Origin of the sequence: Caballeronia zhejiangensis (assembly GCF_000698575.1) — a bacterium.
GTDB lineage: Bacteria > Pseudomonadota > Gammaproteobacteria > Burkholderiales > Burkholderiaceae > Caballeronia > Caballeronia zhejiangensis.
The window spans coordinates 154,185-167,825 of record NZ_JFHD01000008.1; the positions used below are offsets into that span (position 1 = coordinate 154,185).

Annotated in this window: 13 protein-coding genes; 6 read left to right on the forward strand and 7 right to left on the reverse strand. The window is 63.8% G+C overall.

The genetic code is table 11. From position 1 onward, the window contains the following. Window position 1 precedes the first annotated feature (1 nt). Window positions 2-994, forward strand: coding sequence for a LysR family transcriptional regulator (locus tag BG60_RS13835; RefSeq protein ID WP_033536340.1), 993 nt, complete (start codon window positions 2-4; stop codon window positions 992-994). 13 nt (window positions 995-1,007) lie between these two features. Here the strand turns inward: BG60_RS13835 and BG60_RS13840 are convergent, their stop codons facing one another. Beyond that, window positions 1,008-1,304, reverse strand: coding sequence for a YciI-like protein (locus tag BG60_RS13840; protein WP_008353742.1), 297 nt, complete (start codon window positions 1,302-1,304; stop codon window positions 1,008-1,010). 150 nt (window positions 1,305-1,454) lie between these two features. Here BG60_RS13840 and BG60_RS13845 point away from each other — a divergent pair, with 150 nt between their 5' ends. Together BG60_RS13845 and BG60_RS13850 are read left to right on the forward strand one after the other, a co-directional pair. Beyond that, entirely contained in the window at window positions 1,455-1,691 is a 237-nt protein-coding gene (locus tag BG60_RS13845) for a hypothetical protein (RefSeq protein ID WP_008353743.1), read from the forward strand. 140 nt (window positions 1,692-1,831) lie between these two features. Further along, complete coding sequence (locus tag BG60_RS13850) at window positions 1,832-3,646, forward strand: OmpA family protein (protein ID WP_008353744.1); 1,815 nt, start codon at window positions 1,832-1,834, stop codon at window positions 3,644-3,646. Between the two features lie 97 nt (window positions 3,647-3,743). Here BG60_RS13850 and BG60_RS13855 read toward each other — a convergent pair whose 3' ends face one another. Continuing rightward, entirely contained in the window at window positions 3,744-4,232 is a 489-nt protein-coding gene (locus BG60_RS13855) for a hypothetical protein (protein ID WP_008353745.1), read from the reverse strand. A 202-nt stretch (window positions 4,233-4,434) separates the two neighbouring features. Between BG60_RS13855 and BG60_RS13860 the strand changes: the two genes are divergently transcribed. Continuing rightward, on the forward strand, window positions 4,435-4,686 hold the full coding sequence (locus BG60_RS13860; protein ID WP_008353746.1) for a GlsB/YeaQ/YmgE family stress response membrane protein: 252 nt from the start codon (window positions 4,435-4,437) through the stop codon (window positions 4,684-4,686). A 65-nt stretch (window positions 4,687-4,751) separates the two neighbouring features. Here the strand turns inward: BG60_RS13860 and hutI are convergent, their stop codons facing one another. From hutI to BG60_RS13875, 3 genes are all read right to left on the reverse strand, one after another. Next, window positions 4,752-5,972: an imidazolonepropionase gene (gene hutI, locus BG60_RS13865; protein ID WP_008353748.1), complete on the reverse strand. Its 1,221-nt coding sequence runs from the start codon at window positions 5,970-5,972 to the stop codon at window positions 4,752-4,754. Further along, window positions 5,969-7,645, reverse strand: coding sequence for a urocanate hydratase (hutU, locus tag BG60_RS13870; protein ID WP_008353750.1), 1,677 nt, complete (start codon window positions 7,643-7,645; stop codon window positions 5,969-5,971). Before hutU ends, hutI begins: the two co-directional genes overlap by 4 nt. 155 nt (window positions 7,646-7,800) lie before the next feature. Further along, window positions 7,801-8,265, reverse strand: a complete 465-nt coding sequence (locus tag BG60_RS13875; protein WP_008353751.1) for an Lrp/AsnC family transcriptional regulator — start codon at window positions 8,263-8,265, stop codon at window positions 7,801-7,803. A 129-nt stretch (window positions 8,266-8,394) separates the two neighbouring features. Here BG60_RS13875 and BG60_RS13880 point away from each other — a divergent pair, with 129 nt between their 5' ends. Continuing rightward, on the forward strand, window positions 8,395-9,018 hold the full coding sequence (locus BG60_RS13880; protein ID WP_008353752.1) for a LysE family translocator: 624 nt from the start codon (window positions 8,395-8,397) through the stop codon (window positions 9,016-9,018). Window position 9,019: 1 nt separating this feature from the next. Here the strand turns inward: BG60_RS13880 and BG60_RS13885 are convergent, their stop codons facing one another. Next, window positions 9,020-10,249 (reverse strand): ROK family transcriptional regulator, encoded by a 1,230-nt coding sequence (locus BG60_RS13885; protein WP_008353753.1) that lies wholly within the window; start codon window positions 10,247-10,249, stop codon window positions 9,020-9,022. Window positions 10,250-10,421: 172 nt separating this feature from the next. Between BG60_RS13885 and BG60_RS13890 the strand changes: the two genes are divergently transcribed. After that, entirely contained in the window at window positions 10,422-10,631 is a 210-nt protein-coding gene (locus BG60_RS13890) for a hypothetical protein (protein ID WP_008353754.1), read from the forward strand. A 10-nt stretch (window positions 10,632-10,641) separates the two neighbouring features. On the opposite strand, the gene BG60_RS13895 is transcribed toward BG60_RS13890, so the two are convergent. Continuing rightward, window positions 10,642-13,611 carry a putative bifunctional diguanylate cyclase/phosphodiesterase gene (locus BG60_RS13895; protein ID WP_008353755.1) on the reverse strand — a complete coding sequence of 990 codons (2,970 nt, stop codon included), beginning with the start codon at window positions 13,609-13,611 and terminating at the stop codon, window positions 10,642-10,644. Between the last annotated feature and the right edge of the window lie 30 nt (window positions 13,612-13,641).

The following is a 13,641-nucleotide window of genomic DNA, read 5'->3' on the forward strand; positions in this document are numbered from 1 at the left end:
CGTGATCGATCGCGTCCATGCCATGCGTGTCTTTACGCGTGTCGTCGATACGAACAGTTTCACGCGCGCCGCCGAGTCGCTCGGCATGCCGCGCGCGAGTGTTTCGACGACCGTGCAACAACTCGAAGCGCTAGTCGGCGTGCAATTGCTCGCACGCACGACGCGGCGCCTGAATCTCACCGTCGACGGCGCCGCTTATTACGAGCGCTGCGCGCAAATTCTCGCCGATATCGACGAGCTCGAATCCGGTTTCGGCGCGGGCGAAGAGCGCCTGCGCGGACGGCTGCGCGTCGAAATGCCGGATACCGTCGCGACGTCGATCGTCGTGCCCGCGCTGCCGGAGTTCCACGCGCGCTATCCGCAGATCGAACTGTCGATCGGCATCGGCAATCGCAATGTGGATCTCGTCGGCGAAGGCGTCGATTGCAGCGTGCAGCTCGGCGAATTGCCCGATTCCGGATTGATCGCGCGCCGGCTCGGCATGCTCGAACAGGTGACGTGCGCGAGTCCCGCGTATCTGGAGAAGCACGGCACGCCGGAAACGCTCGACGAGCTCGCGCAGCACGTCGCGGTGAACTGTCTTGCGGAGAAAAGCGGGCGCCCGGCCGACTTCGATTTCGCTGTCGACGGCGAAGCCGTCACGATGAAGATGCGCGGTTTCGTTCAGGTCGCGGACGAGCACGCGTACCTCGCGTGCGGCGTCGAAGGGCTCGGGCTCATTCAGCCGCTGCGGATCGCGGCGCAGCCTTATCTGCGCTCGGGACAGTTGCGCGAAGTGCTGCCGCAATGGAAATCGCCGCCGCTCAAGGTGTCGGTGGCGTTCCTGAAGAGCCGTCAGGCGACGCCGCGCGTATCCGCGTTCGTCGACTGGCTCGCGACGCTCTTCGAGCGTTCGCAACAGATCGACGATACGTTGACGAGCCTGTATCGCTCGGCGCAGCGGCGCGGTTCCTCGCGGCGGGACCGGCCGGAGGAAGAAACCGCCGACGCGTGATCTTCGCGTCGCGCTATCGCACGGGCGTGGCTGCGTTCGCGCCCACGACCGTGTTCCACTTGCGCACTTCCCAACGCTCCACCAGCCCGTTCGTCACGTAAGGATCGTTCTTCGCGAAATCTTCGGCGGCGGCGGGCGATTCGCTGTGAAACAGCAGCATCGCGCGATCGGTGGGTGCATCGAGCGCCCCGGCGAGCACGATTTCGCCCCGTTCGACCGCCGCCCACGCGAGCGCCAGATGTTCATCGCGAAACTGCGCGCGGCGCTCCAGATAGTCAGACCGAAGTTCGTAAATCAACAGATAGTGCATCGCCATCTCCTTTGGTGCGAACAGTGCCGGATTTATCAAGCTAGTTTGTCCTATTTCCGAAAATAAAACCAAGAGTTCAATCGGAAGGCTCTGATCGCCTTGCGATCCCGTATCGAAGATCATGTGCGGATACTTGTAAAGGACTCTGCCATGAACCGCGATCAACCTCCCTGCAATATGTGCGCGAAGCACGATTGCCGCTCGTGCGCGTGGACGTCGCCGCTCGACGCTTCGTATCGCACGCTCATCCAGTCTCATTCCATGCTGTCGCTCGTCGCGCTTTCCGTGAAAAGCGCGGAAACCGCGCCCGCCGAACCGTCGTGGCTCGGCATCGCCTGCAAGCGGATTCTCAAATTTTTCTCGCAAATGAGCCCGCTTGCACGCTAAAAAAAGCGTAAGGCAAGTCGCATCGAAGCACCGTTTTTGTAAAGAAGTTTGCACGATTCTTTTTAGGATAACTGTGCATATAGAATCCGCTGCGCTTCTGCGCTTGCGTTAAGCGCTCATGTAGAAAGGAAATTCAGTCGATGAGCATCAATCTGGTCCAGGCGGTCAACGCCGCGATCTCGGAAAACGTCGCGGAGCAGTTGTCGCAGCAGTTCGGCATACCTGGGCAAATGGTCCGGCAACTCGCGGCGCGCATCGCGCCCGGACTCGTCGCCTCGCTCATGGACCGGGCGACGCTCGTGCCCGGCTCGCAGTCGGTCTACGCCGTCATCATGCAGCCGGAGACCAACGCCTACATCGCGGAACAGTTCTCAAAGCTGATCGCCACCACCGGCGGGCTCAAGCAGCTCGAAACCACCGGGCACTCGCTTGCCGCGCTCGCGACGGGCCAGCGTGTCGATGCCCTGACCGACGCCGTCTCGGCAGAAACCGGCGTTCCGACGCAAGCGACGTCGGCGCTCGCCGGCATCGTGGCGGCCGTGCTGTTCGGCGTCATGAAACGCCACTTCCTGCTTGCACAGTGGGGACTGCCGCAGGTGCCCAAGCTCCTGCGCGATCAGGTCGGCGAGATCAATTCGTCGATGTCGAACGCGGTCGCGACGGCCATCGGCGTTGGCAACACCGAAGGCTTCACCAGTTGCATCACGCCGCGCCTCGATACCGTCGCATCGAGCCTCGAACCGCGCATCGACGGCGACGTCGCGGTGGCGCTTGCGCCCGAACCCGTCGTGAAAGCCGTCACGCAAAGCGCCCCGGCGCCCAAGCCCGCGCCGTCCTTGCCCCCCTCGCCGCCGCCGATGCGCGCACCGGTTCGCAAGCCGGCGGAGAAGCGTTCGAACAAGTGGATCTGGCTGCTTTTCGCTGTGTTGGCCGTCATCCTCGCGCTCGTCTATTACCGTGGCTTCACGCATGGCGAAAGCGTCGATCTGAGCGCCGCGCCAGCCACGCAGCCGGTCGCCGATGCGTCGACGCAGGCTTCCTCCGCGACGCCATCGGTCTCGCCGGTCAGCGATGAAACGCCGGCCGTGTCATCCATCGATGCGTCGGCCAACACGGCGGCGGCACCGCAATCGGCCTCGGCAATGAAAGCCGCGCCGGCTTCATGGAAAAACGCGCAGTTGCTGTTCAGCGTCAACTCGGCGGGCATCCCGGCGATCGAGGCGACGGTCGGCACTGAAGCAGAGAAGAAGCATCTCATCGACGCATTGACGGCTCGCTTCGGCAAAGCCTACACGGCTGATATTTCCGTCGTTGCCGAAACACGCCCGGCAGCCTGGCTTTCGCGTCTGAGCGACTTCTTCCCGCTCATGGCCGTGCCCGGCGCGGAAGCCAAGATCACCGGCTCGAAGGTGGAACTGAGCGGCGCGGCCGCAAACGCGAAGCTCGGCTGGGTCGATAGGATGAGAAGCTCGCTCGGCGGCATGTTCCAGGTCGCGGCGTTCGACGTGGACGGCGCGGTCGCCACGGCGACACGATCCTTTCGCAGCGCGCTAAAGAGCCTGCTCGCCACGGACACGCCTTGCTCCGGCGACAAGCTGACGCGCGTGCTCGACCTTCAGGTTGTTAATTTCGAGCGTTCGAGTGCGCAGGTGCCGGAAAGCGCCTACGCCACGCTCGGCGAGACGGCGCAACTGCTCAAGAACTGCGCAGCCAAGGGTTCGATGGTGAATCTCGAAATCGCGGGTTATTCGGATGCCCAGGGCGGAGCGGCGGCCAAGCTGGAAGTGTCAAAGGAACGCGCTCAGGCGGTCCGAGGCTTCCTCGTGCGTAACGGCGTGCCGCCGCAATCGCTCACGGCAGCGGGCTACGGCGACGCCAATCCGATCGCCGACAACGATACTGCCAGCGGACGTTTCGCGAATCGCCGAATCGAGTTCGTCGTCAGAAAGGGCTGAGCGCCGCTTCGACTCGCAAGATTTCTTCAAACGCCGTCGCACGAAAGCGCGACGGCGTTTCTATTTGTGCCCGCGCCATGCGCGCTCTGCAGCCGATTCAGTTCGGCTTGGCGAAATCGTTCTCGGCCCAGCGTTCGGCGCTCGCCTTGCTGAGCTTGAACGCCGGCGACACACGCACGAACGCGAGTTGCGCGCCGTACGCATCGAAGGCTTTGAGATTGGCGTAGGGATCGTCTTCATCCGGAACGATCTCCAGCGTGACGGTGATGTCCTCACCCCGCACGTCGATGGTGACGTTCTTGTTCAACATCGCATGACGTTGCTGTTCATGGCGACGCAAGACTTCCGACGCCGTCTTGACGAGCGTGCGGAACGCGCCTGCATCGAGCGGCTTCGGATTTTTCTTGTCGCGGCCCATTGTCCACGGGCCGACGAGCGCGGGTTCCGCCTCGCCCGCCTGAATCATCTCGACGGCCCAGCCGTCGTCGTCCTCGTTCTTGATGACGCGCGCGGTCCAGCCGTCGTCGCGCCAGAGGCGGTCTTCGTGGATGGCTTCGTCGGTGGAGGGGAATTCGGAATCGGTCATATCGTAGCAACGCATGCAGAGGCAATGCGACGAATTTTACCTTGGGGCGGGACGCGGCATCGTTCGTGCTCCACGGGTTAGCCGAACGGCCAGTGTCATACCCAAACGCATTGCGCCGTGCTACTTTGGATGTACCGGATCGTCCGGAATCCTTCCGCAAACGCAATCAAAACGCCGTAAAACTTAGTCAAGGAGCGACCGCATGCTTGCATTTATCGGTACTTTGATCGTCGGACTCGTCGTCGGTCTCATCGCGCGCGCACTGAAGCCGGGCGACGACAGCATGGGCTGGATCATGACCATCGTCCTCGGCATCGCCGGATCGCTGATCGCGGGGTACGTCGGCCGGGCGCTCGGCTGGTATCAGCCGGGACAACCGGCGGGTTGGATCGCCTCGGTGATCGGCGCAATCATCCTGCTCGTCGTCTGGGGAATGATCCGCAAGCGCACGTAACGCCGCGCCTCATCGTTTCTTTTCTTGGTGAAACGCCTCGTTCCGGTTCGGACGAGGCGTTTGTTTCATCGGGCGATGCGCTCGATATCGACCTCCGCACCGCCCCGCACGACGCGGTTCGGGAGCGCGCCGCCGAGCCAGTACGAAAGCTCGGCCGGCCTGCCGATGCGCCAGGCGACGAAATCGGCGGTCTTGCCCGCTTCGAGCGATCCGTGCGTCGCGTGCAAGCCGAGCGCCTTTGCCGCATGCAAGGTCACGCCGGCGAGCGCTTCTTCGGGCGTCAGGCGAAAGAGCGTGCAGGCCATGTTGAGCATCATGCGCAGCGAAAGCGCGGGCGACGTTCCCGGATTCAGATCGCTCGCGAGCGCGATCGGCACACGATGCCGCCGCAGTGCGTCGATGGGCGGCAACTGCGTTTCACGCAACATGTAAAACGCGCCCGGCAAAAGCACGGCGACGGTGCCGGATTGCGCCATCGCGATGGCGTCGTCCTCGGTCATGTATTCGAGATGATCCGCCGACAACGCCCGATACCGCGCCGCCAGCGACGATCCATGCAAGGACGACAACTGCTCCGCGTGCACTTTGACTGGCACGCCGAGATCGCGCGCGCATCGGAACACGCGCTCGACTTGCTCCGTGGAGAACGCGATGTGCTCGCAAAACGCATCGACGGCATCGACCAAGCCTTCTTCGACGAGCGCTGGCAGCATCTCATCGCAGATATGGGCGATATAGTCATCCGCGCGATTCGCGTACTCGGGTGGCAACGCGTGCGCGGCGAGGCAGGTCGCGCGCACGGTCAGCGGCAGCGCTTCGCCGAGACGACGCGCGACGGCGAGCATCTTCCGCTCGTTCGCGAGATCGAGCCCGTAGCCTGACTTCACTTCGAGCGTGGTCACGCCTTCGCGCAGCAGGCCGAGCGCGCGTGTTTTCGCCGCTTTGAACAGCGCGTCTTCGCTGGCTTCGCGCGTCGCGCGCACCGTACTCGCGATGCCGCCGCCGCGCGCCGCGATCTCCGCGTAGCTCACGCCTTCGAGCCGCTCCTCGAATTCGCCGCTGCGATCGCCGCCGAAAACCAGATGCGTGTGACAGTCGATCAGACCCGGCGTCACCCACGCGCCATCGAGTTCGACACGTTCGCATTCGCCGATATCCGGCGCGGCCGCGCGCGGTCCGATCCACTCGATGCGCGCGCCATCGGTCAGGATCGCCGCGTCGTCGATGACCGAATACTTGCCGCCGGCCATCGTCGCGGCGTGGCAGTGTTGCCAGAGCTTTTTCATCGCTTGTCGATCATCGGCAGATCGAGCCCTTGATCGCGCGCGCATTCGACCGCGATGTCGTAACCGGCATCGGCATGGCGCATGACGCCCGTCGCCGGATCGTTGTGCAGCACGCGCGCGATGCGTGCATCGGCTTCACGACTCCCGTCGCAGACGATCACGACGCCCGCGTGCTGCGAAAAGCCCATGCCGACGCCGCCGCCGTGGTGGATCGACACCCACGTCGCGCCGCTCGCCGTGTTCAGCAGCGCGTTGAGCAGCGGCCAGTCGGACACGGCGTCCGAGCCGTCCTGCATCGCTTCGGTTTCGCGATTCGGGCTCGCGACGGAGCCGGAATCGAGATGATCGCGGCCGATCACGACCGGCGCCGACAATTCGCCGTTGCGCACCATCTCGTTGAACGCCAGGCCGAGCTTCGCGCGCAGCCCGAGGCCGACCCAGCAGATGCGCGCCGGCAAGCCCTGAAAACTGATCCGCTCACGCGCCATGTCGAGCCAGCGATGCAGATGCGCGTCATCGGCGATGATCTCCTTCACCTTCGCATCGGTCTTGTAGATGTCCTCGGGATTGCCCGACAGCGCGGCCCAGCGGAACGGCCCGACGCCGCGGCAGAAGAGCGGCCGGATATACGCCGGCACGAAGCCCGGGAAGTCGAACGCGTTCTCGACGCCCTCTTCCTTGGCCATCTGGCGGATGTTGTTGCCGTAGTCGAAGGTCGGCACGCCCTGTTCGCGGAACGCGAGCATCGCGCGGACGTGCTCCGCCATCGATTGCTTCGCGGCCCTCACGGTCGCCGCCGGATCGCTTTGCGCGCGATCGCGATACTGCGCCCACGTCCAGCCTTTCGGCAGATAGCCATTGAGCGGATCGTGCGCGCTGGTCTGATCGGTGACCAAGTCCGGCCGAACGCCGCGACGCACGAGTTCGGGCAGCACGTCCGCCGCGTTCGCGCACAGTGCGATGGAGATCGCGCGGCCTTCGGACGTGTAGCGCCGGATGCGCGCGAGGGCGTCGTCGAGATCGGTCGCCTGTTCGTCGACGTAACGCGTCTTCAGACGGAAATCGATGCGGCTCTGCTGACATTCGATGTTCAGCGAACACGCGAGCGCGAGCGTCGCCGCGAGCGGCTGCGCGCCGCCCATGCCGCCGAGACCGGCGGTAAGCACCCAGCGGCCTTTGAGATCGCCGCCGTAATGCTGGCGCCCGGCCTCGACGAAGGTTTCATACGTGCCCTGCACGATGCCCTGACTGCCGATATAGATCCAGCTTCCCGCGGTCATCTGGCCGTACATCGCGAGACCTTTCGCGTCGAGCTCGTTGAAGTGCTCCCAGTTCGCCCAGTGCGGCACGAGGTTCGAATTCGCGATCAGCACGCGCGGCGCGTTTTCGTGCGTCTTGAACACGCCGACTGGCTTGCCCGACTGGACGAGCAGCGTCTCGTCCGCTTCCAGACGCTTCAGCGTTTCGACTATCTTGTCGTAGCACGCCCAGTCGCGCGCCGCCCGGCCGATGCCGCCGTACACGACCAGTTCCTTCGGATTCTCGGCCACTTCGGGATCGAGATTGTTCATCAACATGCGCAGCGGCGCTTCGGTCAGCCAGCTCTTTGCGCTGAGTTGCGTGCCGCGCGGCGCGCGGATCTCGGTGTCGCGAAAACGGGAAGTCGAAGTCACGGATTGCTCCTGCGCATCAAGAAGTGAGTGTGGACAGACGCGAACGACAACCCGCGTCGAGTTCACTTCATCTTCTTGTATATACAACTTACGTTGTATTAGGGGAATCCCGAGGCTTCCCATTCGAGCGATGTCGCTCCTTGTCTAGACAATCTTCACGGCAGGGGAAGCCCGCTGTCGCGTTTGACTTCACGCAGCGAGAGCATCGATTCCACGGCGGTGACGCCCGGCAAAGTCCGCAGCACGTCGCGCATGAAGATGCCGTATTCGTCGAGATCGCGCGCGATGATCTGAAGCAGATAATCCGCCGTCCCTGAAATGTTGTGGCACGACACGATGCGGGCAATGCCCTGAATTTCGCGCTCGAAGCGATCCGAGAGCGCGCGGTCGTGCACGCTGAAGCGCACCTGCGCGAACGCGACGACGCCCAGTTCCAGCGCCTTGCGCGACAGCACGGCGCGATAGCCGTCGATGAATCCCTCGCTTTCGAGACGCCTGAGACGGCGCGCGCACGGCGTTTCGCTCAGGCCGACGCGCTCGGCCAGTTTCGCGACGGGCATGCGGCCGTCGTGTTGGAGCGCAGCAAGCATCGCGCGATCGATGCGGTCGATTTCGGTCATGGTGCTATCCCCTTTAAACTCTTCTGATCTTAGAGGAAAGCTGCAACCCGACTCGCAAAATCGCCTCAAAAGACCATAAATCGCTCTTTCCGAAGTGGCACGATAAAGCCTTCTGAACAGGAGCGCATCATGGTTTCGGCACACTTGCTTTGGGTTTTCATCGGCGCGCTCGCGGTCGTCTACGCGCTGCCCGGACCGGACATGGCGCTCGTGCTGCAGACGAGCGGCACGCGCGGATTCCGCCACGGACTCGCCGTCGCCGCCGGTCTCGCCACGGCACGCGCGACGCACGTCACGCTGTCGGCGCTCGGCGTTGCAGCGCTTTTGCGCAGCGCGCCGTGGCTTTACGACGGCGTGCGTATCGCGGGTGGCCTATATCTCTCGTACGTGGCGATCCAGATCTTCCGCTCGCCCGCTTTCGGACTCGAAGCCGCATCCGGACACACTGCATCCACGCTGCGCTCTGCCTACGCGAAAGGCATTCTGAGCAGCATCCTCAATCCGAAGGCGCTGCTGTTCTGCTCCGTGCTGCTGCCGCAATTCGTGCGGCCGGAGACGGGGCCGGTCTGGTCGCAAGTGGTGGAATTGGGCGTCGTGCTGGTCGTTGTCGGCGTCGCGTTCGACCTGACGCTCGCGGCGGGCGCGGTGCGTATTTCCGGCTGGCTGCGCCGTCATCCGAAAGCGCAGACGGTGCAGCGCTGGACGTTCTCCGCGGCGCTGCTCGCATTCGCGGCGCGCCTTTCGCTCGAATGATTCAGACGTCGAGCGGCTTCAGAAAGAGCTCGTGCTTCGGCGCGAAGTGCGCGTAAAGCGGCAGGATCGCGCCGCCCATCGCGCGGGCGTCGGGGCCGATCTGCCCTTCGACGAGACGCGGCCGCGTCATGCCTTGCCAGTCGAAGTTGCCGAGCGCCGCATCGGTGCGGCCAATGACTTCGCGCAGCAGATTCCGGTCGATTTCACCGTCGATGACCACGGCTTCGAGATCGAGCAATGCAGCCGACGACGCGATGCCCGTCGCGATCGCGGGACACGTCTCGCGCATCCACGCTTCCGACAGCGCGCGCCACTCCGGCGACCACGCGCGCTCATCGTGCGCCGCGGCGGCCGGCGCGCCCGCCGCGGCGAGCGCCTTTTCCAGCACGTACACCGACGCCGTGTTGAGCAACTGCCCGGCGCGCTTGCCTTTCCCTCCGCCTCCGCCGACGAGCGGCAGCGATCCGATCGCGCCCGCATTCCCGCCCGGTCCCGCGTGCAATCGGCCATCGATGACAAGCCCGCCGCCGATGAACGTCCCGATGAACACATACAGGAAATCGCGCAGCCCGCGCCCCTGGCCCATCACGAGTTCGGCGGCGCACGCGGCGGTCGTGTCCTTCGCGAATTCGACCGGCAGCGCGGTCATCGCTTCGATGCGCGCGCGGATGTCGATGTCGTCCCACGCCGCGAGCGCGTCGGGCGGCGTGTCGAAGAAATCGCGCCAGCCGCCGATCCACAACGGCGCCGCGACACCGATGCCCGCGATCTTGCGCGCGTCGTCGCCGAGCGCGGCGGTGACGCGCGCGAGCCGCTCTTCCAGCGCGGGAAACAGCGTATGCGGATCCGGATACGGATACTCCAGCGTTTCGCGCGTGCGCACGTTGCCGGCGAAGTCCATCGACAGCACGTCGAGGCTGCGCCGCCCCACTTTCACGCCGATGGAAAACGCGCCGTCCGCGCGCAGCGAAATCGGCACCGACGGTTGCCCGATGCGCCCGCGCACGCGCGAACGCGGCTCTTTAGCGAGCAGGCCGTCTTCGATCAGATGATCGACGATCAGCGAAACCGTCTGCATCGACAGGCGCGTCATGCGCGCGACTTCGGCCTTCGGCAGCGCGCCATGCAGGCGGATTGCCTGCAAGACGATGCGCTCGTTGAACTGGCGCATGCCCAGTTGATTCGAGCCGATGGAGTGCATCGAAGCTTTGTGCGCGGGCCGCTCAGACATCGGCGCGTGCCTCGTGGCGCGAGCGTGCGCGCCGTGAGCGATTCATGTGTTTGTCCCCGCTGGATTAATTCGAGTCCTTTTATTTAAACATCCGCGCCGAATTTTTTCCGGATTTTTAGTCGGTTATGTTCGGGAGAGCGTCATCGCCGATCAACCTCGTCTTATCGAAAACATGAGCACCCTGGAAGCCCTTCACGCGATCGTCAACGACGAAAACGCGCCGCAAATCATTCGCGATCACATCGTCGATTCTTTGCAGTTCGCGCTGCGCAACCATCCCGGCTATTTCACGCGCAAGGAGATTCAATGGCTCGCGCAATGGGAAGACACGCGCATTCCCATCGCGGCGGCGAAGATTTTGAACGAGATGAAGACGGCTTGACGCGCGCCGCTCAGTGCGTGCCCGAGGCGCGCGCGTGCCATTCGTAGTCGAAGACGGTCGCCTGCACCGGCTCCGACAGGCTTTCGACGAAACCGATGACTTCCGGATCCTTGACGAAGCTCGCAGCCGAGCTCGCCGCGAGAATCGCCGAGCTGTCCTGCGGGCGCGCGACGAGGAAACCCTGCACATAGTCCACGCCGATCTCCTGCAGCGCGCGCAAGGTATCGATGTCCTCGACCCACTCCGCGACGCTGCGCATGCCGAGATTGCGCGCCAGCGCGACGATCGCCTCGACAATGGCGATATCGGCCGGATGCGCGCACATCGAGCGCACGAATTCGCCGTCGATCTTGAGCGCATCGGCGGACAGCGCCTTCAGATATTTGAACGACGTGTAGCCGGCGCCGAAGTCGTCGAGCGCGATCTTGCCGCCCATGTCGTGCACGCGCGCGATGAAACGCTGCGTGTTCTCCAGATCGTGCAGCGCGACGCTTTCCGTGATTTCGAGGCACAGGTAATGCACGATCGACTGATGCCGCGCGAAGAGCGCGAAGATGTCCTCCATGAACTGCTCGTCGTTCAGCGAACCGCCTGAAAGATTCACGCAAATGAACTGCGTGTTGCCGAGCTGATGCCGATGCGCTTCGATCCAGTCCAGCAGCGTCGAGATGACCCAGCGATCGATCGCCGCAATGTTGCCCGATTCCTCCGCCGCGACGATCACCTTGCCTGCAGGCAGCGTTGCGCCATCGGGCGCGCGCATGCGCAGCAGCACTTCGAAGTTGAGCGATTCGGTCGGCTTGGTGAGCGACATGATCGGCTGCATCACGAGGAAAAGTCCCGGCGGCAGGCGATTGCGCCCGAGCGTCTCGACGAGCTTCAGTTCCTCCGCGCGCTCCTCGAACGCCGCCGCGCCCTTGCGGTACGTGACGAGATGCGTGTGCGCGACCTTTTTCGCTTCCCGGCACGCGCGATCCGCGTGTGAGAGCGCGTCCTGCACGCGCACGCCCTGCGAGCATTCGACGAGACCGATCGACGCCTTCACCTGAAACGCGCGATTGCCGACCTGATACGGCGCATCCGACAAAATGGAGATGAGTTCGCGGCATTGCGCGATGGCGTCTTCGATCGACGTGTCGTGCATCACGCAGACGAACTCGTCGCCGCCGATGCGTCCGACCGGATAACTGCGCGCGAAGTGCGCGCGCGTGCGGGCCGCGACCTGGCGCAGCACTTCGTCGCCGCTGCGATGGCCGAAGAGATCGTTGACGAGCTTGAAGCGGTCGAGATCGACATAGGCCAGTGCCCACGGCAGCGTCTCTTCGCTTTGCGCGGCAATCGCCTTCTCGACGCCGCGCCGGTTGAGCGAGCCCGTCAGCGAATCGTGCTCGGCGAGAAAGCGAAGGCGCTCGACGGCCTTCGACCGTTCGGTCGTGTCCTGCAGCGAGCCTTCGATCCAGCCGTTCGAGCGGATTGCCTTCAACAGATAGCGGCGCTCGGCGGTGCCGCGTTCGGGCGAGCCGCCCATTTCGAGTTCGCCGTCGCTGCCCTTCGACGCGAGCGCCTGCAGCGCGCCCCACGCGCCGGCTTCGAAGTAGTCGTTCCAGTGCCGCACCTTGTAGTCGGCCTTTTGCAGATCGAGCATCGCGCGCAACGCCGGATTGGCGCGCACGAAGTGACCGTCGGAATCGAGCGTGAAGAGGCCGATCGGCGTGACTTCGTAGGTGTTGCGCAGTTCCATCTGCGCCTGGCGGCGAAAATCGCGTTCCGCGCGCATCTGCTCGGCGATCGCGAACGCCGCCATCATGCTCGACGACAGCGCGGCCATCACCGTATTGACGCCGCCGACGAGCACCTTCAGCCCGAAGGCCGCGCCGAGCACTTCGGAGAACGTGGAGAAAAGCACGATCGCGAGCGACGCGACATACCACAGCACGGTGCGCGAACGCGCCATCCACACGAGCCGCGCGAGGAAGAACAACAGCACGCATATGCCGAAACCCGCGATGACCCAGAGCGTCGGAATGAAAAGCTCATACGGCAACGCGATCGCGGCGGCGAGCAGCACAATGCCGACGTACTGAATGACGCGCAGCAGCCAGCGATAACCGACCACGCGCAACTCGCGCCGGAAAAGCTGTTGAAACAGCGCGGCCGTCAACAGGTAATAGGCCGCGAAGGTGATTTGCCGCAATGGCTGAATGTATTCGGTCGGCAATACGCGGCCGAGCCATTGCATGTCCCAGCCCATCGCATTTGCGCAGAGGCGCAGATTGCCGACGAGCCATACCGCGAAAATCACATAGGTCCATTCGTGATTGATGAGCGCCGTCACGAAGACGAATACCGCGAGCGTCAGCAAACCGCCGGCGATCAATCCGGAGCTTTCCTGAAAATCGAGCGCCGAATTACGGAGGCCTTGCCATTCCCATGTAAATGCGTTGATTTGCGCGGGTCCGGAAAATGTGCCCCGGCAGAGAATGTTTTCCGGTTCTTTCAATCGCCCGACGTGAATCGAGAAACCGGCTTTAACCGCGCGCATCTGGCCGCTGACGGATTCGCGGCTCGCCTCGCCGAGCGGCGCAAGCGTGTCCGCGTTCCAGCAGGCAAGCGTTTGCGCGTGACGCGACGGCAATTCGACGACCGTCGATGAATGCGCGCTCATGCTTGGCGTGGTGAAACTGAACCAGACCGGCTTTTCCGAAAGACGCGTGCTGTAGCGCGATACCGGCGTGACGCCTCGAAGCGCCACGAGCGCGTCGCCGGGATTCATGATCGCGGCTTTATCGGCGACGACGCGCAGTTGGAGCGGAACCGCGCCGCGCGTTTCGTATTGACGCGGAAGGAAATAGAGCGTGGCGATCGTACCGAGCAAAATCAGAAAAGGCACAGCGTAAACGGCGACCGCGTACAGCGCGTCGTCGATCCACGAGCCCGTGCGTCTGAATCTCGATAAGGAAGCTGGAATAACCGACGCCATTCTTGGAAAAACCCCCGTTTGCGCCCAGCG